The organism is Bacillus sp. JH7 (assembly GCF_001563515.1).
GTDB lineage: Bacteria > Bacillota > Bacilli > Bacillales > Bacillaceae_G > Bacillus_A > Bacillus_A cereus.
In genome coordinates, this window is the sequence record NZ_LPUS01000001.1 from 795,617 (window position 1) to 819,191 (window position 23,575).

The following is a 23,575-nucleotide window of genomic DNA, read 5'->3' on the forward strand; positions in this document are numbered from 1 at the left end:
TGAAGGAGAAGGGGAACTATGGAGTTAACGATTTCTTATTCGCAATTAATGTTGATGAACTATGACGGTGAGCAGCCTTATGTAGATTGGACTGATGAAGATTTTGAAAGAGGTTATGCTAAGGCAGATGGAACTGTTATTTTTGAAGCACTTTCTGATTATACTTGTGAAGTGAAAGTGACCCCAGGGAAACATATTGAAAAAGAAGAAGTAGTTAGAACGATTACGGTTCCTTTTACAGTTGAAAATGAAAGTATCGTTATAACGAGTATTCTTTCTAATAAATTTCAAATACCTATTCCAAATGGTGAGTATACAGTTGTATTACAAGCAATTCCTCTTGAAGAGCCAACGGATGATGAATTATATAAAATACAATATGAATTCTTTTTTGAAAGTAAAGAATAAAAAATGGGTTATCCTGAGAAAAGGATAACCCATTTTTGTTATGCGTTTGTTTTTAAAAGGGAACGAGCATCTTTCGCTGCTTGCACCATATGTTCTAAAGCTGGAATAACTTCTTCTGTTCTTCTCGTTTTTAAACCACAATCGGGATTAATCCAGAAATATTTAGGATCACATACTTCTAAAGATTGTTCTACGATTTTATACATTTCATCTTTACTCGGTACACGTGGGCTATGAATATCATATACACCTAGGCCAATGCCTTTTTCATATGTTGTATGTTTTAATGTATCAATAAATTCTCCGTGACTTCTTGATGTTTCGATAGAAATTACATCTGCATCTAATGCGCGAATCGCGTCAACAATATCTTCGAAGTTACTGTAACACATATGAGTATGAATTTGTGTTTCATTTGCTACAGAAGAAGTTGCTAAAAGGAAGGATTGTACTGCCCATGTAATATAAGCATCCCAATCTTTTTCTTTTAGTGGCATTCCTTCACGAAGTGCGGGCTCATCGACTTGGATTACTCTAATTCCGGAAGATTCAAGTAGTTCAATTTCGTGACGAAGAGCTAGTGCAATTTGATACGAAACTTCTTTTCTTGGAATATCATTTCGAACGAAGGACCAATTTAAAATTGTAACAGGTCCGGTTAACATTCCTTTTACAACTTTTTCCGTTAAGCTTTGTGCATAAACTGTTTCCTTAATAGTCATGCCGTTAATAAAGGCTACATCACCATAAATAACAGGTGGTTTTACGCAGCGGGAACCGTAAGATTGTACCCAACCGTTTTTAGTGAATGAGAAACCAGCAAGGCGCTCACCAAAATATTCAACCATGTCAGTTCTTTCAAATTCACCATGTACAAGTACATCAAGCCCAATTTCTTCTTGGTAACGAATCCATTTTTCTGTCTCTTTTTCAATAAATTGTTCATATTGTTCATTTGAAATAACACCGTTACGCCATTCTTTTCGCGTTTGACGAACTTCAGTTGTTTGCGGGAAGCTACCAATAGTCGTTGTTGGTAATAGCGGTAACTCCAGGGCAACTTGTTGTAATTCGTATCGTTTTTCAAATGTAAGAGGACGTGAAAAATCTTCTTCTTTTAGTGCTGTTCGTGCTGCTTTGACATCTTCTCGGTTACGTGCAGCAGATGAACGAATTGTATGATGTACGTTTCGATATGTTTCCAGCTCATTACTAATGCTTTCTGTACCTTGAGTGAGAGCGGAATGAATAAGAACTAACTCTTCTAATTTTTGATTTGCAAATGCTAACGCATCAAACAGCTCAGTCGATAAGTGAGTTTCTTCTGTTTTATCGATTGGTGTATGCAATAAGCTACAAGAAGGCTGAACGATGATATCTTTCGTTTGGACTTGTTTTTGTAACGTTGTAAATAACGTAAGTACTTCATCAAGGTCAGCTCTCCAAATGTTACGGCCGTCTATACAACCGACAGCTAAAGTTTTATCAGCTGGGAACCCATATTTTGAAATAGCATTTAAATTGCCTTCTTTACCATGAATGAAATCTAATCCAATACCGGATACCGGGAATGTAATAATTTCTTCATAGTTTTCTTCTACGCTATCAAAATATGTTTGTAAAAGAAGAGTCGCATTTGGAACTTCTTTACGAATAGCTTCATAAATTTCTTTTGCTTGTTGAACTTCTTCTTTCGTTAAAGAAGCGAAAATCGGTTCATCAACTTGAATGGCTTGTGCCCCAGCTGCATGTAGTTCTGAAAGCAGTTGTACGTAAGGTACAACTAACTGTTTTAAAATGGTAGAAAATTGTTCTTGTGTATAGCCTTTAGCTAATTTTAAGAAAGTATATGGTCCTAAAATAACAGGCTTTCCATCTACTCCTAATTCTTGTTTTGCCTCTTCGTATAAGCGAAGTGGACGATTATCTTTTAAAGAGATTTGTAATCCCTCTTCATATTCAGGAACGATATAGTGATAGTTTGTGTTAAACCATTTTGTCATTTCGGAAGCTACGTGATCTTTAGAGCCACGCGCCATTGCGAAATATACATCAAGGTAAGATGTAAACTCAGAAAAACGTGATGGAATAAATCCTAGCATATAGGCAGTATCCAAAACGTGATCATAATATGTAAAGTCGCCAATTGGAATGAGTTCAATCCCTTTTTCTTGCTGTACTTTTACGTGTTGAAGGCGAATTTCTTTCATTGTTGTTAAAAATTGTTCTTCATCGATTTTATTGGACCAAAATGCTTCCAATGTTTTTTTCCACTCTCGTTGTAGTCCGATACGTGGATAACCTAAGTTACTTGTTTGAATTGCCATTTTAAATTCCTCCCTAATTGAAAGTAAGCATTTCCGTTTACTAGGAAATACCTATAACAAAAAGTACAAAGACATAGAAAATAAGCCTTCCTTTTTGTTTTAACACCTCATCATCATCCGTGAATCTATCAGTGTTGTTAAAACAGGCAGGTCTCCTGACTTATGCTTCATATAATTTCTTTCACCTTCCCGTTTTCACAGTGGTACTAAAAAGAAATCTCAGCATTTACAGTGGCGGGACCGTGTTGGAGTTTCACCAAGCTTCCCTTTTAAACACGAAACGAAACTTTCGTGTACCTATTTTCCTTTTGAAAGGAATTTAACAAGCGATATGATATTGAAACAAATTCTAACACAATTTTTGGAATTTTGTCTACTGTTTTGAAATAAGAAAATTCTAAAGTTTTTATTTCTTATTATTCTGAATTTTTATTCTGAATTAATTAATAATAGTACTGTATAAAAAGAGAAATTGAGCTATGAAAGAAGTAGGGATGTCTTCTTTCATAGCTCAATTTTCATCTATAGCAACTTCTGAAAGTCGGCCTGCTATAGCATCTTTAAGGAGGGTGTTTAACCATTGTAATTCAACTGTAATATGCTCAATTACACTTTGCAAAATATATAGTTGTGCACGTGGAACCTTTCCTTTATTACAATCATATATCGTTTGCATAGTATGTAAATATTGAAGAGTATCGTTTTTCTTTTTTTCTAAAATAGGAACTAATTCGTGATCATTGCTAAAGTGAGCGAAAGATAATGCTGAATAAATAGGTTTATATATTTGGTTTTTGGCTTCAAATTGTTTTAATAGTAAAGTATGGAATAGTTTTTTGCCTTCTTCTGTTATATGAAAAATCGTTTTGTCCGGTCGATTTGTGTCTCTAATTACATTTGTAATATGAATTGCACCTTGCTTTTCTAATTGCTCGAAGGCGTAATAAAGTGATCCTTTAGCATATTTAATGTAACAATCCATTTGTCGTTCTTTCATAATATGCTGCACTTCATATGGATGTTTATCTCCTTCGAGTAGCAAGCCGAGAATGACTAATTTCATGCTCATGCTGTCTCAACTCCTGTATACAAAAACTTTATCCCGCATTAACGGGCAGTAAGACCCCACCCAAAAATTCAGTGGAAGCAAAGAAGTTAGGTGGGGATTAACTGCCCGTAAAAACCAGATTGGTGAGGGCTAATAATCAGTGGGAGATGAACAACCCCCACTGATTAAAGTTTCACTTTATACATATTATAAACGGCATATCCTTTTTCATAAAGGAATATGCCGCTTCTTTTTTATATTAACTAACTTGCTTTTGTTTTTCTTTCTTTTTAGGGCCAGTAAAGAGGCGTTCATTTCCCATAAGTAAAATACAAATAATACTTAGTACAGCCGGGATGAGTGCCCAGAAGAATGTATTCGCAATAGATGTAGCGAGAGCTTCTTTAATACCCGCTAATATTTCAGCAGGAATTTTTGCGGTAGCGCCTGGTGATAATAAGAAACTTGTGTCTCCGCCTTTTGGAGCTAATTTTGCTAGTTCAGGGGGGAATACAGAGTTTAGTTTATCTGTAAAAATATGATTTTGAATTGTACCGAAAATCGTTACACCAAGAGTCATACCGAGTGATCGGAAGAATGAGTTTGTTGATGTCGCCGAACCACGGTCTCGCATTTCCAACTTGTGAATAGAAGACATACTTAATACTGAGAATGAGAAACCGACACCAAGCCCAGCGAGAATCATAAATAGTGTTACGAGTAAACGAGGTGTGTCCATTGTTAAAGTACTTAATAAATAAATACCAAGAACGAAGAAGACACCAGATACCATCATAATGTTACGATAGCTTGTTCGAGACGCTAATTGTCCTCCTGTTTGACTTCCAATTACAGAACCAACCATCATTGGTGTTAAAATTAATCCAGCATTAGAGGCGGAACCTCCAAGAACGCCTTGAATGAAGATTGGAATATAAACTGTACAGATAATAAAAGCGGCACCATAGAAAAAGGCAACTCCTTGACTAGCTGCGAATAAAGGTTTTTTAAATAGATGGAACGAAATAATAGGCTCGGTTGCTTTTCGTTCTACAAAGAAGAAAATAATAAGCGTAATAACTACTGTTGTAAATAAGCCAATAATTACAGTAGAATTCCAGGCATATTCTTTACCACCAAGTTCTAATGCGAACATTAAGCAAACGATACTTATGACAAGTGTAATAGCACCAGCCCAATCAATTTTTTGTTTTCTAAATTCTAGAGACTCACTGTAGTATTTAGTAATGAAGAAAAAGGAGATAAGTCCTAATGGAATATTAATATAGAAGACCCAATGCCAACTTATATAGTCTGTAATATAAGCACCTAATAAAGGACCGAATACACTAGATGTCCCGAAAACAGCACCGAATAGTCCTGTCATCTTTCCGCGTTTTTCTGGTGGGAAGATATCGTACATAATTGTGAAGGCGATAGGCATAAGGGCACCACCACCGATACCTTGAATAGCTCTATAAATACTTAATTGCTCAATACTTGAAGCTGTTCCGCAGAGCGCAGAACCGAATAAGAAAAGAATGAGGCCACCAATATAAAAACGTTTCCGTCCGTACATATCAGAAAGTTTCCCGAAGATAGGCATCCCTGCCATTGTTGCTACCATATAAGCTGATGTGACCCAAACAAACTTATCAAATCCTCCTAGGTCTCCAACGATTGTTGCCATTGCGGTTGCAACGATTGTATTATCCATTGCGGCCATTAATATACCAAGCAGTAAACCAGCAACAACAAATTTTGTCTTGTTGGCGTCTTTTTTTAATGGTTGAGTTTCCAAATATAACCCTCCTTTAGAAATAAGTAAACTATATTAAGTTTTGAGTGCAGTGGATAAAAAATTTTAATGTATAGTTGATTTTAATTTCTTTTCCATAAGTGCACTGATATGCCATAAAGAATATTATAGTCAAATTTGACTATAAGGCAAACTTTTTCTTCCGTCAAAATATTCTTTCGTATGAGTAGAAAACGAGTGAGCCATACTGAATATTGCTATAAAGGAAATGAAGTAAATTGTAAAAAAATTTCATAAAGAACACCTTCTGTTAATAGATGAAAAATGGTTTTTTCTTCATATTGTCGAATAGGATAAAAGGAAGAGAAATATTAAACATTGCTTGTAGCAAGCTTTAGTAATTTGGGGAATTCATTGTGTGTATGTTACATCTGAAATGAGGTGAATATATATTATGAAAATATGGGGACGAATTTCGGATACAGGAAAGTATTCAATACCGCTACAACCAGTATTGTGGATTGACGGATCGAAAAAGGAAAACGAATTTCCTCAAGTAGCCGTTACATTACAAATTGGTAGTATGTATACAGAACAGTTTTCGTATGAATTGACCTACGATGTAAACGACATACTTATTATGCGAATTGAAGTGGAAAATAAAGGAGTAGAAATGATTTCGAGAGTTGTTGTAAGTCATATGATTCGAGATTACTTTGCTTATATTCCTAATTCTTTAAAAGTTGATAAGGGGATAAGTGAGTTTTTATTCCAGCTTGTTAGATGGCGAATTGATGATTTGTTACCGAATGAGAAGGTGGAACTACGTTGTAAAATAAAAGCTAATAAAGATAAAGCTCTTAAACAAACATTCTTTCAGGCTACATATACATTTCAAGATAAAGAGATATCATATGGCCCACTGCAAACAAATGAAGTTGTTGTGCGTCAATGATAAAAAGGAACCTGTACAAAAGGTTCCTTTTTTAGTGAAGGTTGTGTTTTTTGAGTATTTTCTTTTGCTCCATTCCTTTTTTTCCTACATAGTTATTTTTGTAGCCAAAGTATAGAATAAATAAAAATGAAACAACATTAACAATAGCGTCGATTTGATCGTTTGTAATAAAGTGTATGCCGAAAGAGGTAAATAATAATTTTAATGATAATAGAAAACCAGCTAGTAAACGCATAGCATCTGATAGATTCTCTTTTTGTAGCATATAGATTACTCCTTTCTATAAAAGTTATATTATATATATATGAAATAGAGTAGAAAAGGTATACAAGCTTAAGCAGAAATGTACATTGCATATGTACATTTTTTATTTTGTAGAAAAACATTATTGATATAGAAACATATATTGGTATAAAAGGGGGAAAAGTATGAAACATAAAGGGAAAATTAGTGGATTATTGCTTGGCAATACTGTGGCAGTTACAGAATGGATTGCACTTCAGGATGTAATTGCAAAACTGGATTCACGATCATTTTATACCGTCTTTATTATTTATATATTGCAAATGATACTAAGTTATTATTTTGGACATTGGTACGATAAAAGAGCGAACGAGCGTATGGGTATGGAAGTAGGAGGAATGGCAAGCAATGATTTTGTTGTTGATTTTTTTGGGAAAGTAGCTGCTTTATCTGAAAGAGATTCTCGTAATATTACAGTGTACATTCTTTCTGTAAAAGAATGGGAAGGATTAAAAGACACGTTGCAAGAAAAAAAGTTGGGAGTGTTAGTACAAAAATTAGAGAGTACCATTGTAAAGACAATTCGGAAGGGAGATGTTGTTACAAAGTGGGATGAAAATAAGTACGTTATTGTAGCAATTGATAATGGTCATGAAACATCAACAATAACAAAACGATTAATGAAAAATATTGAAAGTGAAATAGAAGGTGATTTACTCAGTGTCACTCTTTTATTTGGAGCAGCTAGCTATCCAGTAGAAGGAAAAACGTTTGAAGAACTGTTGAGAAAGTCGCAAAATCAATTGTACCAGTATAGAAATTTGCAAGAAAATGAGTGAAGCTTTGATTTGAAGATATATGATAGGAAGATGTTTTGTTTGTAACATTTTTTTGACTTTTATTACAAAAAAACGCCACGTTTGTAATAAAAGTCTTTAAAAATATATGAAATAAGCATATAATTATGATGGTAGTGTCAATGCAATTTGCACAGTGTGTTTTATTTTAAAAGTGTAGAGGAAAGCAAGCTCTACACTTTTCCTTTTTAGGAAATGAAAAGAATATTTGTAAGTTGTTGCGAGATATCGATTGTACTGTGTAAAATGAACAAAGAGATTAATTGATAGAAAGCTGGAAAGGGAATGATAGACGTGAGAGCGGAGCGATCACCTTTTATCAGGTGAACTATTATAGTCTTATTAAGACTGAGGTGAAATTCCGTGGATATTAAAGTAATACATAGTGTGAACAGGCCTTAAAAAACACGAAGTAGTATACTTAAAGATGGATATGGAATTGCTAAATAATTCAAAAAGAATAATGTAATATCAAGTAATAATTTGTACAAACAATATTAATGATCTTCGTAAAAAAGATGCGAGTGTATAGAACAATTACATATTTTATAACTTTTTTATATTACACGATGGTCGTTTATAAGTAGGAGGAAGAGATGTTGAAATATAGTAAATTAGCAATTGTAACTGCATTATCAATGATTTTATTAGCCGGTTGTTTCGGTCCGAAACCAGAAGAAGAATTATATGTAGCGTTTGAAAACGCTGCTAAACAAGAAAAAACAATGTTTGAAGATGCAAAAAAACTTGAGACTTTAGAGAAAGAAGGACAAGAATTATATAACCAGATTGTTCAAGAAGGAAAAGATAATAATCAAACTGTTAAAGAAAAACTGAATCAAGCAGTGAAAAATACAACTGAACGAGAAAAAGTGCTTGCAAAAGAAAAAGAAGTTTTAAATAAAGCGCAAGAAGAAGTGAAGTCAGCTGATAAGTATGTGAAGAAAATTGAAGATAAGAAATTGAAAGATCAAGCTGATAAAGTGAAAAGCACGTATGAGAAACGACACGATTCATTTAATAAAATGTATGACAGCTATGACAAATCTTTAAAACAAGAAAAAGAGTTATATACAATGTTACAAGATAAAGGTACTAAATTAAAAGATATTAGTGAAAAAGTAAAAGTAGTAAATCAATCTTATAAGGATATTGAGTCAGAAAAAGATAAATTTAATGAATTCACAAAGTCTTATAATACAGAAAAAGTAGCTTTTTATAAACAAGCAAATATTAAAATTAAAGAAGAGAAAAAATAAAACAGTTTGGCCTACACTTGGCCAAACTGTTTTATTTTTTTGTATAAGTACGACTATACCATGGAACAGGTTCACTTAATTTTTTTTCTTGTTTTAATGCTTCAGGACCAATATAATCTTGAATTGTTTTTTTTGCCACTGTTAAAGATAAGGTTGTTTTCGGATTTCGATAGGAGGATTCAAGATGACCAAGATGCGGTAGAATTCGAAAATCTTCTTTCGTAGGAGGGATGTGGAAAAAATAATCGCCTAAACGTATAAGGACATCAGATTGTTGTTGGCTAAAACGTGGGTTTCTAGAAAAATGTAATCCTTCTTTAATTGCTTTTTTTTCAGCAATCAAACGTTCTAAAGCTGTCTTTTTTAACCAGTATAAATATTTAGGATTAGTAGCTGCTTTAGCATGACGATTCACAACGAAAATAGATTGAGCTAGTCGATTAATAGAATGTTGGTTTTGTAATTGAGATTGTGGTTGTGAAGGTTTCATATTGAATCTCCTTTCAATTTTTCATTATTATACCATAAATAAAATAGGTATTTATTATACGCAAAAAGTGATTGTATATATTTTCAATATTAAAGCAATATTGTTACAAAAAACAACTATTTTGTATAATAGTAATAGAATATGTTTTTGAAATTTGATAATGAAAGAGTGAGAAGTTTGAAAGAAATATTAAAACAACAGTATGCCATTATAGATATTGGATCTAATACAATGCGTTTAGTTATTTATGAAAAGCAAAATGGAGGTTTTTATAAAGAGATTGAAAATACGAAAGTTGTTGCTAGGTTAAGGAATTACTTAATTGATGGTGTGTTGAATGAAGAGGGAATAGAAGTATTATTACAGACATTATTTCAATTTCAAGAAAGTACAAGATTCCATCAGTTGCATCATGTACTTTGTGTTGCAACAGCAACAATTAGACAGTCGGAGAATCAAGAGGAAATTAAAAAGCTTGTTGAAGGACAAACGGACTTTACTCTTAGAGTATTATCAGAGTATGAGGAAGCGCGTTACGGATACTTGGCGGTTATGAATTCTACATCGTTTTCAGAAGGAATAACGGTAGATATCGGCGGGGGAAGTACAGAAGTTACATACTTTAGAAATAGAGAGATTTTAGAGTACCATAGTTTTCCATTTGGGGCACTTTCTTTAAAGCAACAATTTATTAAAGGGGATATTCCTACTAAAGATGAGTTAGAGGGAATGCAACAGTATTTAGAGTTTCAATTTCGAACGTTACCATGGTTAATCAATAAGAAATTGCCTCTTATTGCAATTGGTGGTAGTGCTAGGAACTTAGTGAAAATCCATCAAAATTTAATATGCTATCCTATAGCAGGATTACATTTATACAAGATGAAAGAAGAAGATATTGAAAGTGTAAAAGATGAATTGGAAAAATTGTCGTACATAGAACTTCAGAAATTGGAAGGGTTGGCAAAAGATCGAGCAGATACGATTATTCCAGCGGTTGAAGTATTTCATACACTTGTTAATGTTATAGAGGCAACGGCATTTGTATTAAGTAGAAAAGGGTTAAGAGAAGGTGTTTTCTATGAAGAGTTGACAAAAGATTTGGGGATTTCATATTATCCGAACGTAGTTGAAGAAAGTCTGCATTTACTATCACATGAATACGAAATGGACATGGAATTTGTTATTCAGCTTATTAAACATGGAAGACTAATTTGCAAACAACTTGAGGAAATAGGGCTTATTTCTATGTCAGTAAAAGACTGGGAAGTGTTCCATCAAGCAGCGAAAGTATTTAATATAGGCAAATATATAGACGAAGAAGCAAGTCGTTTACATACGTTTTATTTATTAGCGAATAAGACAATTGATGGCATGATGCATAAAGATCGAGTAAGGCTAGCGCTTATTGCATCGTATAAATCAAAAATGTTATTTAAACAACATTTATCTCCATTTGAAGGTTGGTTTGATAAAAGCGAACAAAAAAAAATCCGCCTGTTAGGAGCTGTTTTACAATTTTCAGCTACTTTAAATGTAAGGCAACGATCGCTTATTGATACCATATCTATAACAGAAAACGAAGAAGGATTAACATTTAAAGCTTTATGTGAAAAATCGGCATTAGCGGAAAAAGTGCAGGCTGAAAAACAAAAAAAACAGTTAGAAAGAGTATTAAAAACGAATATTAACTTGTTATTTGAACTAAAACATTAGGTTGTACGGATGTCTTTACAAAAAATTTACACTTTATAATATTGTAATTTGCTAAAATAAAAGTAACTAAATTATAGTGAAAAAGTTTCAAGGGGAAGTGTGAAGAGAATGGAATTATTGAAGGGGAATGCAGTAAATTTAAATGATACAGCTTATTACAATAATCGAGAGTTAAGTTGGTTAGCATTTAATGAACGTGTCTTACAAGAAGCGCAAGATGCAAATAATCCACTTTTGGAAAGATTGAAATTTATTAGTATTTTTAGTTCGAATTTAGATGAATTTTTTATGGTACGTGTAGCGGGATTAAAGGATCAAGTGAGTGCTGGATTTAATCAGCCAGAAAATAAAGCTGGCTTAACACCAAAAAAGCAATTAAATAAAATTGCGATAAAAGCCCATGCACTAATGACAGTACAATATGATACATTTAAAAATTATGTATTACCAGCGCTTGAGTTAGAGGGAATTGAACGTTTAACATTCAATGATTTGACGAAAGAGCAACGAGAATTTATAGAAGAGTATTTTGATGAGCAAATTTTTCCAGTGTTAACTCCTGTAGCTATTGATGCATATCGCCCATTTCCAATGTTATTAAACAAAAGTTTGAATTTGGCTACTCTTTTATATGATGAGAAGCAAGCGGAAGAAGAAAACAGGACGAAGTTAGGAATTGTGCAAGTTCCTTCATTACTTGAGCGCTTCATAATTTTACCGAGCGAAGGGCAAAAGCATAAATTTATTTTATTAGAAGACGTAATTAGTAGCTTTACTCATAAATTATTTACGGGATATACAGTATCATCTGTTACTCGTTTCCGTATTACACGCAATGCAGATTTAACGATTCATGAAGAAGGTGCGAGAGATTTATTAAAGGTAATTGAAAAAGAATTAAAAAAGCGTAAGTGGGGGGCTGCTGTTCGTTTAGAAGTTGGGAAAGAACACATTGATGAAAGAGTACTAGCGTTATTATATGAGGTTCTGGAAGTAAAAGATGAAGATGTATATATAATGGATGGTCCATTAGATTTAACATGTTTGTTTTCTTTATATAAAAAATTAGCTCCTTTATATGAACATCTTGTATATCCGGCTCTTATTCCGCAACCACCTCAAGATTTAGGTGATGAAGAAGATGTATTTGAAAAAGCAATTGAGCATGATATTTTATTACATCATCCTTTTGAATCATTTCAGCCGGTAGTTGATTTTGTCCGTGATGCGGCGGACGATCCGAATGTACTTGCGATTAAACAAACGTTATATCGTGTAAGTGGTGATTCACCGATTATTCAGGCGTTAAAGATAGCGGCTGAAAAGGGAAAACAAGTGACAGTATTAGTTGAATTAAAGGCAAGATTTGATGAAGAAAACAATGTTCATTGGGCTAAAGAATTGGAACAGGCAGGCTGTCATGTTATTTACGGTGTAAGTCACTTGAAAACACATAGTAAAATTACATTAGTTGTAAGAAGAAAAAACGGAAAAATCGAAAGGTTCGTACATCTCGGAACTGGAAACTATAATGATGCAACAGCGAAGTTATATACTGATTTTGGATATATTACATCAAGAAAAGACTTTGGGGTTGATGCAACCAATTTCTTTAATTATTTAAGTGGTTATACAACAAAGCCACATTTTCATCATTTATCGGTTGCTCCATTTGATATAAGAGAGCAATTTATAGATTTAATAGATGAAGAAATCCGTTATCATAGGCAATATGGAAATGGATATATTATCGCTAAGATGAATTCATTAACAGATAAACCATTAATTAAAAAAATGTACGAAGCATCACAAGCTGGAGTAAAGGTAGAGCTCATTGTTCGAGGGACATGTTGTTTAAGACCTGGCATTCCAAATGTAAGTGAAAATATTCGTGTAGTTAGTGTTGTTGGAAGATACTTAGAGCATAGCCGTATTTATTATTTCCATCATAATGGGGAGGAGAAAATATATTTATCTTCAGCTGATTTGATGACGCGAAATATGGAGAAGCGAGTGGAAATATCTTTCCCGATATTAGATATTGAAATGAAGGCACGAATTAAGGCGATTTTACAGCTTACATTAGCTGATAATGTGAAAACACGTGAACAAAATAAAGATGGTGATTACTATTATGTTATTAATAGTAGTACAGAAGAAATTGATAGCCAAGTGAAGTTGTTTAAGATGGCATATCAAAATACAGACGCTGAATAATGAAAAAAGTAAAAACCTCTTATGTCAATAAGAGGTTTTTACTTTTTTCTACTCATATGCTCCAAAAATGGAAGGATGAGTAGAAACAATAGTTTTATTATAAGCGTGTAATGAGATGGCTCGTTGAAAGAATCGTTATTTTAACTTAGTAATAGTATGGTTGCTGACATGGTCCACCGTAACAAGGATAAGGTGCTGGCGGCGGGAAAGGTGGTGGATAAGGTGGATAAAATGGTCGAGGGCCGAAAGCTAATGCTCCGCCGAGCAATCCACCAGCAATTCCAGCTAGAAAGGGAACGCCAAAAAACGGGAAGAAGCGTGAGTCGCCTACTGGACCAATAGGTGCTGAACGGACTGGAATTGGTTGATAATATGGATACATGAACATACCTCCTTTATTGGACTCACTTTTATCATATGGTAAACAAAACGTGGATGAGCGCGTACAAGAAAGGATATGTAAGAAAATAGGCGAATTATTACGAATGTTGGAGTGTGAAAATTGTGATTTCAGGTTTTGACATAAAACGAAATGGGACACGTGTTCTTCCCAGGCCTCGATTGACATAGAGAGTTAAATCCTGAATTGTATAGAAGCCTTCAATATAGTCTTTGGCGAGTGAAGGTGTAATAATAGCTCCTAAAAAAGGAATTTGTACTTGTCCGCCGTGACTATGACCAGAAAGTTGCAAGTTGATTGGATATCTAGAAACTTTGGGCGCGATATCTGGTTCGTGAACAAGAACAATGTTATAAGTACTTTGCCGTGCATGCTCTAATGTTTTCTCTATTTTTGGTTTGCCTAATAGTATATCATCGAGACCGAAAATAGAAATTTCACTATTATCCATTAAGCGAATTCTTTTTTCACTATTGAGCAATAGCTCAAATCCTGATTCACGCATGATGTGCTCATAGTATTCAGTTCCATATCCACCGTGATCATGGTTACCATAAATAGCGAATTTACCAAAGGGGGCTTGTATATTTTTTAAAATGGATGCAACGAAAGGAGTGTCAGTATACGTTTGATAATTATCAATGAGATCTCCGGTAAAAAGGACAATATCTGGATTTACAGCATTAATTTTAGAAACAACTTTAGATAAATGTTGAAGCGAGAAATAGTATCCGAGATGTAAATCGCTGAATTGAAGAATTTTCATACCATGAAAACTTTTTGGGATGAGTTGTGATTTTAATGTGTGCTGTGTAAAAGAAATGAAATGGGGCTCTATATATTTAGCATAGTAGTATCCGATGCTACTGGTTATAAATGAATAGAGACAAGTGCGCATACCAATTTTTAAAAAATTTCTTCTTGTAATGTGCTTCATAAAAATATGAGTATACCTCAATGTTTTCATTCCATTTATAGGCTACTCAAATCTCCTTTCAGTTTATTTAAAATATACTTTACATAATAAAAAGTAGTATAGATTACGAAAAAAAATGAATAAAAAGAAAGTTCTTTACGCTAAAATATCAGAAAAGTTTAAAAATATAAAGATTTCTATTAAATAAAGTGATAAAATGAATGTGTATTCATTTTTTGGAGGGGATGTATGTGAAAGAAAAGGTAGTTATTATAACAGGTGGATCGAGTGGAATGGGAAAAGGAATGGCGACTCGTTTTGCAAAAGAAGGGGCACGAGTTGTTATTACAGGACGTACAAAGGAAAAACTAGAGGAAACAAAGTTGGAAATTGAACAATTTCCAGGGCAAGTATTACCTGTACAAATGGATGTAAGAAATACGGATGACATTCAGAAAATGATTGAACAGATTGATGAGAAGTTTGGTAGAATTGATGTTTTAATAAATAATGCAGCTGGAAACTTTATTTGTCCAGCAGAAGATTTATCTGTGAATGGCTGGAATTCAGTCATTAATATTGTATTAAACGGTACGTTTTACTGTAGTCATGCTGTCGGAAAATATTGGATTGAAAAAGGTATAAAAGGGAATATCATTAACATGGTAGCAACATATGCATGGGATGCTGGTCCAGGAGTTATTCATTCGGCTGCAGCGAAGGCAGGAGTATTAGCGATGACGAAGACGCTCGCTGTTGAGTGGGGACGTAAATATGGAATACGAGTTAACGCTATCGCGCCAGGACCAATTGAACGTACGGGCGGTGCTGATAAATTATGGATTTCAGAAGAAATGGCTAAACGTACGATACAAAGTGTTCCGCTTGGAAGGCTGGGTACGCCAGAAGAAATCGCTGGTCTAGCTTATTATTTATGTTCAGATGAAGCTGCGTACATAAATGGAACTTGCATGACAATGGATGGAGGACAACATTTACATCAATATCCATTTTAAAAGGGATAAAAAAATGAATATTTGATTCATTTTTTTATGGCTAAATGTGACGGAATTGTGACATATGAAAGAAAAGTGTTTACAAGAGGTCATATATACGTTATATTTAAGACCTCTTTTTTCTTCATAGTAGAATTGCTAATTCCCCTTAGCATTTTACCCCTCTAATCCCTTCAGGAAAACTGAAGGGATTTTTTATTATTTTTCCGTAAATATCATGTTATAATTTTTGAAAAGTAAAGGGAGGGAAGCACGTTGATAGATGCATTAGATGTAATGAGTAACTTGGATAAAGTCCTTCCTTATTATCAAGCTATTTTTAGTGCTGATGAGCATACTGTAATTGGATACGAAGTAGTAGGACGTATTCAAACAGAAGAGGGCATACAAAGTTTAGCTTCTTTCTTTCACGATGATTCGATTCCAAGTGAATTTCAACTGGAAGCGGATAATATTATAGTAGAAAAAGCTTTAAATCGTTATTTAGAAAGCGATCAAAAATTATTATTATTTATACATCGGAATGCTAATGTATTAATGAATGATGATGATGAAAGCTTGCTTCAACTTTTATTGAGGTATGAAGAACAAGGTTTAAATTTAAAACAAATTGTTTTAGAGATTACAGAGCATGAATGTAAAGAAGATATAGAGCAATTTAATCATTTGCTTATGTATTATCGTACATATGGTATTCAAATTTCGATTAATAAAGTCGGAACGGGCACAAGTAATTTAGAGCGTATTAGCGTGTTAGCACCTGATATTTTAAAAGTAGATTTAACGAACTTAAGGCAAACAGCACTTTTACAATCTTATCAAGATATTTTATATTCTTTATCATTACTTGCTAGAAGAATTGGTGCAACTTTGTTATATGAAGAAATAGATGCTTTTTATCAACTGCAATATGCTTGGAAGAACGGCGGAAGATATTATCAAGGTAATTATTTGAAAGAATGTTTACCTGATTTTATTGAAACGAATGTTTTGAAAGAGCGACTAGGTAATGAATGTCATCAGTTTATTCAGCATGAAAAGAAGAAGTTACAAAAAATTTATAATTTAACAGAGATGTTACGCGATCGCATTGGCGATGTTTTATCAAAACAAAAAAAGAATGAAGATATAAATGATTGGTTATTACAATTTAGTCAAAGTGTATCACAGTGTAGTTTTCGTATATTTATTTGTAATGAAGATGGTTTCCAACAATCAGGAAATGTTATGAAAAAAGATGGAGAATGGATTGTGATGCCGGATTATTATATGAAGAACTGGAGTTGGCGCCCGTATTTTCTCGAGAATATCATGAAAATGCGTTTTGAGAATAAGGCGAGGCTTTCAGATTTATATGCAGATATTGAAACGGGAGAAATGGTACGAACATTTTCTTTCCCGATTGATGATGACAACTTTTTATTTATAGATTTATCTTATGAATATTTATATGAAGAAGATGTTTTATTTTAATGCACGAAGAGATTCGTGCATTTTTTGTTTGTTTTTATCATAAATTGGTAATAGTGAAAATGGTGATGAAAATGCTGTCTATCGTTGTAAAGATTTTACGAACGAAATCTGTCCTTTCTTTGCATAATCATTGTTACAATGAATACTACAAAGACAAGTTCTTTTAAAAGGAAGGTGAAAAAATGAGGAAATATGGAATATGGCTTGTTCTATTTGTATGTGTTGCCTTTCTAGTTGGTTATAGTGTTACGACTGTTTTAGGAAAAGAGGAAGTGGAAGTCGATCGGAAAGAAGTATTTACAACGATACAAAAAGGCTATGAAACCCAGTTTTCAATTCGTGGGAAGCATTTGCCGATGAATAAGATGATAGAGACGTTATCACCGTATTTTACAGATAATTTCCTTCAAGTATTTACAGATGAAAATAGCAGAAGTGATAAACAAAGTGGTGAATATTTACTTCCGGCAAAAGAAGCACCGTTTTCTTTTAATTCAGAAACAAAAATGTCGTATGATGAAGAACATAAAAATTTATATGTATATGAGCGGACAAAAAGTGGACAGTATCAAATTGTAACATTGAAAAGGGATCAAGATAAATGGAAGCTAGCAGGATATCATGAAAGTCAGGAACTTTTAACTGAAATAAAAAGGTTGCAACAATTATAAAGTGAAACTTTTAATCAGTGGGAGGGATTACTCTTCCATCTAACTTCTTTGCTGTAGCTAAATTTAGGGTAGGAGTTTTACTACCTACAAATAGCGGGATAAGGATAGGAATAGGTATTTACCTATTCCTATTCTATATTGAGTAGTTGTTGTAACTTTTCAATTTGAAACCCTGCAACTACTTCGCCATCAATTACGACTGTTGGAGTTGAATAAGAATCATAGTCGTATAAAAGACGATTGCGAGCAGCAGCGTCTTTTTTTACGTCAAATTCTTCATATGCAACGTTATTATGCTTCAAAAATTCTTTCACAATAACACAGGGCGGACAATCGGGTTGTGTATAAACCTCAATTTTTTTCATTGTTATTCCTCCTTTTTTCTGTTTTTTATTATATTCTTCCAGTATAAAAACCGCAATAAAGAAGGGGAAATATGTTCTTTCTGTTTTTTCCTTCGCATTTCGACAAATTTTTAGTTGAGTTTCTGGCCAATAACCTTTATCCTAGAGTGTGGAACATTTTTTCTGTTATGACGGATAGAATGAGTATAGCTGTAAAACCTATTGGTAGGAAGATCAGAGAAAGGAGAGATTTCATGTCTCTACTCCAAGGAATTTTAACTCGACTTGTTAGTCTACAAGAACAAGCTGAAAGCGGTGAAGTAGCACAACGCTATTTTGAAGTGAACGGTGAGCGCAAATGTAGCGTGAAATTTTTCGATAAAAGTGAAATGTATGAGTTAGAAGTGTATCAACAAGGTGAAAAACCTCAAGTGTATCAATTCGATAATATCGACATGGTTGCAATTGAGATTTACGATATCATTTCTTGATACATATAAAAAAGGTACTGCCATGTGGCAGTACCTTTTTTAGTTCTATTACTTTCTAGTGGAATGTATAGAAGTTTTTTATTTTTCCTACAATGGTATTAAAATGAAATTTTAATCCGTGCAAGTTTGCTTATCCATGTGGAAAATGAGTCCCGTCAACCGGGTGAATATGTGAAGCTAAACTTCTCACAATCGCTGGGTTCTGCAAATAGCGGGAGAAATATAACTAGGAGGTTATCGTATGGAACGTTTACCAGTTGTGATTTGTCCTAATTGTCAAAGTTCTGCTGAGATTATTCATGTATTAACGGCTCAATCTAATCAAAATGTAATTTATACGTGCCAAGTTTGTCACTTTGTAATTCGAAATATTGAAACGAATAAAGGATAGGAAGTTATAATTTTAGTTTTTGTCCCATACAATGAGAATACGAAAAGTCTGTCTAATTGAAAGGACGTGACTCTGTGGACGGTGCACATAAATTTTACAATGTTTCAGAGAGACATTTAAATTTTGATATGGTCTTTAACCGTATTTGTAGTTTCATTGAAAAGGATCCGCGAAATTTATATCGATTATCCATTGGGACAGACTCACAAGCGCATCAAAAGGATACGAGGTTTATTACAGCAATCCATATTCATCGTGTTGGAAAAGGTGCCTGGGGCTGTTTACACCATAGATCAGTAAAAGATAAGCCGGCAACCTTACGTGAGAAAATATATTTAGAAACGCAGTTTAGTCAAGAAATCGCATGTCTATTTACGCCTACTCATATACAAACAATATGGGAGTTATTGCATCCTTATGCTCAAGATGGGGCTGGATTCATAATGGAAATTCATTTAGACATTGGGAATGATGGTTTAACAAAAGAATTTATTTTAGATATGACAGAAAAAATTCGAGCGATGGGATTAACTGCAAAAATTAAGCCAGATGCTTATGCGGCGTTTAGCTATGCAAATCGATATACGAAATGATTTTTTTGTATGTATACGATTGCTACATATCTTTTAATAAAAACTGAATATTACATCTATTAAATAGGTTGAATTTTTTATATAATAAGAGTAACGATGCGAGTGTAAGGAGAGGGGTATATGCAAAGGGAAGTTGTTTTAACGAAGGAAGAAGAAAGTTTACTACTAGATATTTTATTTCAGCAAAATTACGCAAGTGAAATTTTAGCTGTGGAACTTACAGATATTGAGAATGGTTTGAAACAGACAGATGTGATGCAATATAAAAAAATCACAAGGTTATTTTACAGATTAAAAAATAAAGGGTATTAAGCGCTACCGGAATGGTAGTCTTTTTTTTGTGCTGTATGCTAAAATAGCTGTGTGATTGTATTTTTATTGAAATAAATTTAGGACAAAATAATAATATGAAAACGCTGTCATAAAATGTGAATAGAGTTGTGAACATAAGCAGGAAAAAGGGAAAATGGGGGATGTAATATGATTAGTATTCCGAAAGACGAATTTCAACAAATTCTTGTGAAGGATTTAATGATTTCATCGGAAAAAGTAGCTCATGTCCAAATTGGAAATAGTTTAGAACATGCTTTACTCGTTCTTGTGAAATCTGGATATTCGGCGATACCTGTCTTAGATCCAATGTATAAACTACATGGTTTGATTAGTACTGCCATGATATTAGATGGTATGTTAGGATTAGAACGTATTGAGTTTGAAAGACTCGATGATATGAAAGTAGAGCAGGTGATGAAAGAAGATATACCTGTTCTTAAATTAGACGATTCATTTGCAAAAGCTTTAGAAATGACAATTGATCATCCTTTTATTTGCGCTGTTAATGAAGAAGGCTATTTTGAGGGGATTTTAACACGTCGGGCTATTTTAAAATTGTTGAATAAGAAAGTAAGGCAACATAATCGATAACGTAAGAAAAGTGACTTCATAGAAACGAAGAAGTCACTTTTTTTTCGTGCATATCACTTGTGTATGTATTATATTTAAAAAGACATAAAACATAAGGAAAGTTTGCACTGGACAATTGTATTTTCTGAATGAAAGCATTCGGGTAAATTAAGGATGAAAAGCTTATTGAAATAAGGTGTATGGAAGCTAAGGAAAGAGGGAGAAAGTTGCAAATTGATGATTTTCAAATGATGGTTGTGTTAGCTCAGGAATCAAATATGAGAAAAGCGGCGGAACGTTTATTTGTTTCCCAACCTGCGCTGAGTCAACGATTACAATCTATGGAGAAACAATGGGGAATGAAGTTTTTTATTCGCTCACAAAAAGGATTGACAATTACACCTGAAGGGGAAAAAGTTGCAAATTATGCTAAAGAAATGTTGCAAAGGGAAGAAGATATAAAAAGTGAGCTAGCTGTTTTCAGAACGGAAACTCATGGAACGTTAAAAATAGCTGTTGCATCAGTTATTGGTCAATATTGGCTCCCTCCTGTTTTGAAAAAGTTTGTGCATAAATATCCTTCTGTCAAGATATCGCTGTTTACTGGATGGAGTAGTGAAGTGCAAAAGCAGTTTTATGAAGGAGACGTTCATGTTGCTATACTGAGGGGAACACAAGAATATAAAGGTCAGAAGCAACAATTATTTGAAGATGAACTGTATTTAGTTGATAAAGAAATAAAAGATATTTCGATGTTAAAAGAAACAAATAGGCCGTTCATTCAATTTAAAAGTGATTCGACTTATTATGGACAAATACAAAATTGGTGGTATGGTTTATTTTCTAATCCGCCTAAGCGAACGATTGTAGTTGACCAAATTGAAACATGTAAACAACTTGTTTTAAATGGTATAGGTTATGCCCTTTTACCTTCTACTGTTTTAAAGGAAGTACAGGAAAATATGTATAAAACACCTGTTCAACTGACGAGAGAAACATGGTTGTTAACAAGTGACTCGGCAAGGCAGTTGAAGCAAGTACAAGCATTTTTAGAAATTATAGAAGAAATTCAAAGGGAAAAATAAGATTATTATCTTGCTACTCGCTCTTTCGTTTGGTAGAGTAACATTATAAATGGATTTAGGAGGCAACAAGAATGAAAATGATGGACGCTAACGAAATTATTTCGTTTATTCAAAAAAGTGAAAAGAAAACTCCTGTAAAGGTATACATAAAAGGGGATTTAAAAGAAGTAACATTCCCTGAAACAGTACAAGCATTTGTGAATAAAAAGTCAGGTGTATTATTCGGAGAATGGTCTGAAATTAAGACAATTCTTGATGAGAATAATAAGCACATCGTTGACTACGTTGTAGAAAACGATCGTCGTAATTCTGCAATCCCGATGCTTGATTTAAAAGGTATTAAAGCTCGCATCGAGCCAGGTGCTATTATTCGTGACCATGTTGAAATTGGTGACAACGCTGTAATTATGATGAATGCAACAATTAACATTGGTGCTGTAATTGGTGAAGGTTCTATGATCGACATGAACGCAGTACTTGGTGGACGTGCAACAGTCGGTAAAAACTGTCACGTAGGTGCAGGTGCTGTACTTGCAGGTGTTATTGAGCCACCTTCTGCAAAACCAGTTATCGTTGAAGATGATGTAGTAATCGGTGCAAACGTGGTTGTTTTAGAGGGTGTTACAGTAGGGAAAGGTGCAGTCGTAGCAGCAGGAGCTGTTGTAACAGAAGATGTGCCTCCATACACAGTTGTTGCAGGTACTCCAGCACGTGTAATTAAAGAAATTGATGAGAAGACAAAAGCAAAAACAGAAATTAAACAAGAGCTTCGTCAATTAAACCCAGAGAAATAAAAAGTAAAAAAAGCGTAAGAGCGTAAATGGGCTCTTACGCTTTTTATAGATAGAGGTGCAAAAATGACAGTAAGCAAATTTATCCAAATTCGTAGAGATTTACATAGAATTCCAGAAATCGGATTTAAGGAATGGAAAACACAACAGTATATTTTAGATTATATAGGAACACTTTCTCATGAATTTGTGGAAGTGAAGACATGGAAAACGGGTGTAATCGTTAAAGTGAATGGAAAAAACCCCCAAAAAATAATAGGTTATCGTGCAGATATAGACGGTTTACCAATTACAGAGGAAACTGGATACGAGTTTGCTTCTATTCATGAAGGAATGATGCATGCATGTGGCCATGATGTACATACAACAATCGGTTTAGGCCTTCTAACGAAAGCTGTGAGCGAAAGAATAGATGATGACCTTGTATTTCTATTCCAGCCAGCAGAAGAAGGACCAGGCGGTGCTCTTCCTATGTTAGAAAGTGAAGAGTTAAAAGAATGGAAACCAAATATAATTCTTGGTCTTCATATTGCACCAGAATACGCTGTGGGGACAATTGCAACGAAAGAAGGACTGTTATTTGCCAATACTTCAGAATTATATATTGATTTAAAAGGGAAAGGTGGCCATGCTGCCTATCCGCATACTGCAAATGACATGATTGTTGCAGCGAGTCACCTTGTTACACAGCTTCAATCCGTTATTAGTCGCAATGTAAATCCTCTTGATAGTGCAGTAATTACAATCGGGAAAATTACAGGTGGTACGGTTCAAAATATTATTGCAGAAAAATCTCGTTTAGAAGGAACGATTCGAACATTATCAGTGGAATCAATGAAGCGTGTGAAAAGCAGAATTGAGTCAATTGTTGCAGGTATCGAAGCTTCTTTCCAGTGTGAGGCGATTATAGATTACGGAGCAATGTATCATCAAGTATATAACCATGAAGAGTTAACGAGAGAGTTTATGGAATTTGTACATAAACAAACTGATATGAATGTTATTACATGTACTGAGGCAATGACGGGTGAAGATTTTGGTTATATGCTTCGAGAAATCCCTGGATTTATGTTTTGGCTTGGAGTAAATTCAGAATATGGTTTACATCATGCAAAATTAAAACCAGACGAAGAAGTGATTGAAAAGGCAATCACATTTTTAAGCCAATATGTAAAGTGGAAAGGGAATAGAAAATAAAACTTCCGCTCTCTTGAAGGTTCCA

Annotated in this window: 25 protein-coding genes and 1 riboswitch; of the genes, 17 read left to right on the forward strand and 8 right to left on the reverse strand. The window is 33.8% G+C overall.

What is annotated here, in order from left to right; translation table 11 throughout:
- Positions 1-18: 18 nt before the first annotated feature.
- Positions 19-408 carry a competence protein ComJ gene (comJ, locus tag AU379_RS04320; RefSeq protein WP_000424030.1) on the forward strand — a complete coding sequence of 130 codons (390 nt, stop codon included), beginning with the start codon at positions 19-21 and terminating at the stop codon, positions 406-408.
- A gap of 38 nt (positions 409-446) precedes the next feature.
- Here comJ and metE read toward each other — a convergent pair whose 3' ends face one another.
- The 3 genes from metE to AU379_RS04335 all read right to left on the reverse strand — a co-directional run bounded on the left by metE (position 447) and on the right by AU379_RS04335 (position 5,584).
- Positions 447-2,735 carry a 5-methyltetrahydropteroyltriglutamate--homocysteine S-methyltransferase gene (gene metE / locus AU379_RS04325; RefSeq protein ID WP_061138974.1) on the reverse strand — a complete coding sequence of 763 codons (2,289 nt, stop codon included), beginning with the start codon at positions 2,733-2,735 and terminating at the stop codon, positions 447-449.
- 127 nt (positions 2,736-2,862) lie between these two features.
- Positions 2,863-3,051, reverse strand: a riboswitch (cobalamin riboswitch).
- Between the two features lie 195 nt (positions 3,052-3,246).
- A complete protein-coding gene (locus AU379_RS04330) occupies positions 3,247-3,804 on the reverse strand; it encodes a PadR family transcriptional regulator (RefSeq protein ID WP_000062063.1) in 558 nt (185 codons plus the stop codon).
- Positions 3,805-4,042: 238 nt separating this feature from the next.
- Positions 4,043-5,584, reverse strand: coding sequence for an MDR family MFS transporter (locus AU379_RS04335; protein WP_000449901.1), 1,542 nt, complete (start codon positions 5,582-5,584; stop codon positions 4,043-4,045).
- Between the two features lie 412 nt (positions 5,585-5,996).
- On the opposite strand from AU379_RS04335, the gene AU379_RS04340 reads away from it, so the two are divergent.
- Positions 5,997-6,497 (forward strand): hypothetical protein, encoded by a 501-nt coding sequence (locus tag AU379_RS04340; protein ID WP_000708120.1) that lies wholly within the window; start codon positions 5,997-5,999, stop codon positions 6,495-6,497.
- Positions 6,498-6,528: 31 nt separating this feature from the next.
- Here AU379_RS04340 and AU379_RS04345 read toward each other — a convergent pair whose 3' ends face one another.
- Complete coding sequence (locus AU379_RS04345) at positions 6,529-6,762, reverse strand: SPP1 phage holin family protein (protein WP_000939448.1); 234 nt, start codon at positions 6,760-6,762, stop codon at positions 6,529-6,531.
- 163 nt (positions 6,763-6,925) lie between these two features.
- Between AU379_RS04345 and AU379_RS04350 the strand changes: the two genes are divergently transcribed.
- Both AU379_RS04350 and AU379_RS04355 read left to right on the forward strand, forming a co-directional pair.
- Entirely contained in the window at positions 6,926-7,579 is a 654-nt protein-coding gene (locus tag AU379_RS04350) for a diguanylate cyclase (RefSeq protein ID WP_000680811.1), read from the forward strand.
- Between the two features lie 614 nt (positions 7,580-8,193).
- Positions 8,194-8,856 carry a YkyA family protein gene (locus AU379_RS04355; RefSeq protein ID WP_000922482.1) on the forward strand — a complete coding sequence of 221 codons (663 nt, stop codon included), beginning with the start codon at positions 8,194-8,196 and terminating at the stop codon, positions 8,854-8,856.
- A gap of 31 nt (positions 8,857-8,887) precedes the next feature.
- Here the strand turns inward: AU379_RS04355 and AU379_RS04360 are convergent, their stop codons facing one another.
- On the reverse strand, positions 8,888-9,346 hold the full coding sequence (locus AU379_RS04360; RefSeq protein WP_000804862.1) for a YkyB family protein: 459 nt from the start codon (positions 9,344-9,346) through the stop codon (positions 8,888-8,890).
- A gap of 141 nt (positions 9,347-9,487) precedes the next feature.
- Between AU379_RS04360 and AU379_RS04365 the strand changes: the two genes are divergently transcribed.
- Complete coding sequence (locus tag AU379_RS04365) at positions 9,488-11,062, forward strand: Ppx/GppA family phosphatase (protein WP_061138975.1); 1,575 nt, start codon at positions 9,488-9,490, stop codon at positions 11,060-11,062.
- A 108-nt stretch (positions 11,063-11,170) separates the two neighbouring features.
- Positions 11,171-13,279, forward strand: coding sequence for a polyphosphate kinase (locus tag AU379_RS04370; RefSeq protein WP_000421677.1), 2,109 nt, complete (start codon positions 11,171-11,173; stop codon positions 13,277-13,279).
- 145 nt (positions 13,280-13,424) lie between these two features.
- Here the strand turns inward: AU379_RS04370 and AU379_RS04375 are convergent, their stop codons facing one another.
- Both AU379_RS04375 and AU379_RS04380 read right to left on the reverse strand, forming a co-directional pair.
- Positions 13,425-13,661, reverse strand: coding sequence for a hypothetical protein (locus AU379_RS04375; RefSeq protein WP_000283738.1), 237 nt, complete (start codon positions 13,659-13,661; stop codon positions 13,425-13,427).
- A 97-nt stretch (positions 13,662-13,758) separates the two neighbouring features.
- Positions 13,759-14,616, reverse strand: coding sequence for a metallophosphoesterase (locus tag AU379_RS04380; RefSeq protein ID WP_030027732.1), 858 nt, complete (start codon positions 14,614-14,616; stop codon positions 13,759-13,761).
- Between the two features lie 230 nt (positions 14,617-14,846).
- On the opposite strand from AU379_RS04380, the gene fadH reads away from it, so the two are divergent.
- From fadH to AU379_RS04395, 3 genes are all read left to right on the forward strand, one after another.
- Positions 14,847-15,611: a 2,4-dienoyl-CoA reductase gene (fadH, locus tag AU379_RS04385; protein WP_000660913.1), complete on the forward strand. Its 765-nt coding sequence runs from the start codon at positions 14,847-14,849 to the stop codon at positions 15,609-15,611.
- A 255-nt stretch (positions 15,612-15,866) separates the two neighbouring features.
- Complete coding sequence (locus tag AU379_RS04390) at positions 15,867-17,084, forward strand: EAL-associated domain-containing protein (RefSeq protein WP_000564306.1); 1,218 nt, start codon at positions 15,867-15,869, stop codon at positions 17,082-17,084.
- A gap of 182 nt (positions 17,085-17,266) precedes the next feature.
- Positions 17,267-17,755, forward strand: a complete 489-nt coding sequence (locus AU379_RS04395) for a DUF3993 domain-containing protein (protein ID WP_001233804.1) — start codon at positions 17,267-17,269, stop codon at positions 17,753-17,755.
- Positions 17,756-17,883: 128 nt separating this feature from the next.
- Here AU379_RS04395 and AU379_RS04400 read toward each other — a convergent pair whose 3' ends face one another.
- A complete protein-coding gene (locus AU379_RS04400) occupies positions 17,884-18,120 on the reverse strand; it encodes a glutaredoxin family protein (protein WP_000717875.1) in 237 nt (78 codons plus the stop codon).
- Positions 18,121-18,353: 233 nt separating this feature from the next.
- Here AU379_RS04400 and AU379_RS04405 point away from each other — a divergent pair, with 233 nt between their 5' ends.
- The 8 genes from AU379_RS04405 to AU379_RS04440 all read left to right on the forward strand — a co-directional run bounded on the left by AU379_RS04405 (position 18,354) and on the right by AU379_RS04440 (position 23,550).
- Complete coding sequence (locus tag AU379_RS04405; protein WP_000055151.1) at positions 18,354-18,590, forward strand: YkuJ family protein; 237 nt, start codon at positions 18,354-18,356, stop codon at positions 18,588-18,590.
- Positions 18,591-18,831: 241 nt separating this feature from the next.
- Positions 18,832-18,981: a hypothetical protein gene (locus AU379_RS30465; RefSeq protein ID WP_000440540.1), complete on the forward strand. Its 150-nt coding sequence runs from the start codon at positions 18,832-18,834 to the stop codon at positions 18,979-18,981.
- 74 nt (positions 18,982-19,055) lie between these two features.
- A complete protein-coding gene (locus AU379_RS04415) occupies positions 19,056-19,574 on the forward strand; it encodes a ribonuclease H-like YkuK family protein (protein ID WP_000348489.1) in 519 nt (172 codons plus the stop codon).
- A 120-nt stretch (positions 19,575-19,694) separates the two neighbouring features.
- Positions 19,695-19,886 (forward strand): antirepressor AbbA, encoded by a 192-nt coding sequence (abbA, locus tag AU379_RS04420; RefSeq protein WP_001188692.1) that lies wholly within the window; start codon positions 19,695-19,697, stop codon positions 19,884-19,886.
- A gap of 168 nt (positions 19,887-20,054) precedes the next feature.
- On the forward strand, positions 20,055-20,498 hold the full coding sequence (gene cbpB, locus AU379_RS04425; protein ID WP_000623579.1) for a cyclic-di-AMP-binding protein CbpB: 444 nt from the start codon (positions 20,055-20,057) through the stop codon (positions 20,496-20,498).
- A 179-nt stretch (positions 20,499-20,677) separates the two neighbouring features.
- Positions 20,678-21,562, forward strand: coding sequence for a LysR family transcriptional regulator (locus tag AU379_RS04430; protein ID WP_001987174.1), 885 nt, complete (start codon positions 20,678-20,680; stop codon positions 21,560-21,562).
- A 71-nt stretch (positions 21,563-21,633) separates the two neighbouring features.
- Positions 21,634-22,356 (forward strand): 2,3,4,5-tetrahydropyridine-2,6-dicarboxylate N-acetyltransferase, encoded by a 723-nt coding sequence (gene dapD, locus AU379_RS04435; protein ID WP_000783241.1) that lies wholly within the window; start codon positions 21,634-21,636, stop codon positions 22,354-22,356.
- 63 nt (positions 22,357-22,419) lie between these two features.
- Entirely contained in the window at positions 22,420-23,550 is a 1,131-nt protein-coding gene (locus AU379_RS04440) for an N-acetyldiaminopimelate deacetylase (RefSeq protein ID WP_000218664.1), read from the forward strand.
- Positions 23,551-23,575 lie beyond the last annotated feature (25 nt).

Excerpts from the sequence above, each read along its gene's own strand:
- comJ (WP_000424030.1), top strand. The coding sequence starts at position 19 with ATGGAGTTAACGATTTCTTATTCGCAATTAATGTTGATGAACTATGAC.
- metE (WP_061138974.1), bottom strand. The coding sequence starts at position 2,735 with ATGGCAATTCAAACAAGTAACTTAGGTTATCCACGTATCGGACTACAA.
- AU379_RS04330 (WP_000062063.1), bottom strand. The coding sequence starts at position 3,804 with ATGAGCATGAAATTAGTCATTCTCGGCTTGCTACTCGAAGGAGATAAA.
- AU379_RS04340 (WP_000708120.1), top strand. The coding sequence starts at position 5,997 with ATGAAAATATGGGGACGAATTTCGGATACAGGAAAGTATTCAATACCG.
- AU379_RS04345 (WP_000939448.1), bottom strand. The coding sequence starts at position 6,762 with ATGCTACAAAAAGAGAATCTATCAGATGCTATGCGTTTACTAGCTGGT.
- AU379_RS04350 (WP_000680811.1), top strand. The coding sequence starts at position 6,926 with ATGAAACATAAAGGGAAAATTAGTGGATTATTGCTTGGCAATACTGTG.
- AU379_RS04355 (WP_000922482.1), top strand. The coding sequence starts at position 8,194 with ATGTTGAAATATAGTAAATTAGCAATTGTAACTGCATTATCAATGATT.
- AU379_RS04360 (WP_000804862.1), bottom strand. The coding sequence starts at position 9,346 with ATGAAACCTTCACAACCACAATCTCAATTACAAAACCAACATTCTATT.
- AU379_RS04365 (WP_061138975.1), top strand. The coding sequence starts at position 9,488 with ATGTTTTTGAAATTTGATAATGAAAGAGTGAGAAGTTTGAAAGAAATA.
- AU379_RS04370 (WP_000421677.1), top strand. The coding sequence starts at position 11,171 with ATGGAATTATTGAAGGGGAATGCAGTAAATTTAAATGATACAGCTTAT.
- AU379_RS04375 (WP_000283738.1), bottom strand. The coding sequence starts at position 13,661 with ATGTATCCATATTATCAACCAATTCCAGTCCGTTCAGCACCTATTGGT.
- AU379_RS04380 (WP_030027732.1), bottom strand. The coding sequence starts at position 14,616 with ATGAAGCACATTACAAGAAGAAATTTTTTAAAAATTGGTATGCGCACT.
- AU379_RS04395 (WP_001233804.1), top strand. The coding sequence starts at position 17,267 with ATGAGGAAATATGGAATATGGCTTGTTCTATTTGTATGTGTTGCCTTT.
- AU379_RS04400 (WP_000717875.1), bottom strand. The coding sequence starts at position 18,120 with ATGAAAAAAATTGAGGTTTATACACAACCCGATTGTCCGCCCTGTGTT.
- AU379_RS04405 (WP_000055151.1), top strand. The coding sequence starts at position 18,354 with ATGTCTCTACTCCAAGGAATTTTAACTCGACTTGTTAGTCTACAAGAA.
- AU379_RS30465 (WP_000440540.1), top strand. The coding sequence starts at position 18,832 with ATGGAACGTTTACCAGTTGTGATTTGTCCTAATTGTCAAAGTTCTGCT.
- abbA (WP_001188692.1), top strand. The coding sequence starts at position 19,695 with ATGCAAAGGGAAGTTGTTTTAACGAAGGAAGAAGAAAGTTTACTACTA.
- cbpB (WP_000623579.1), top strand. The coding sequence starts at position 20,055 with ATGATTAGTATTCCGAAAGACGAATTTCAACAAATTCTTGTGAAGGAT.
- AU379_RS04430 (WP_001987174.1), top strand. The coding sequence starts at position 20,678 with ATGGAAGCTAAGGAAAGAGGGAGAAAGTTGCAAATTGATGATTTTCAA.
- dapD (WP_000783241.1), top strand. The coding sequence starts at position 21,634 with ATGAAAATGATGGACGCTAACGAAATTATTTCGTTTATTCAAAAAAGT.
- AU379_RS04440 (WP_000218664.1), top strand. The coding sequence starts at position 22,420 with ATGACAGTAAGCAAATTTATCCAAATTCGTAGAGATTTACATAGAATT.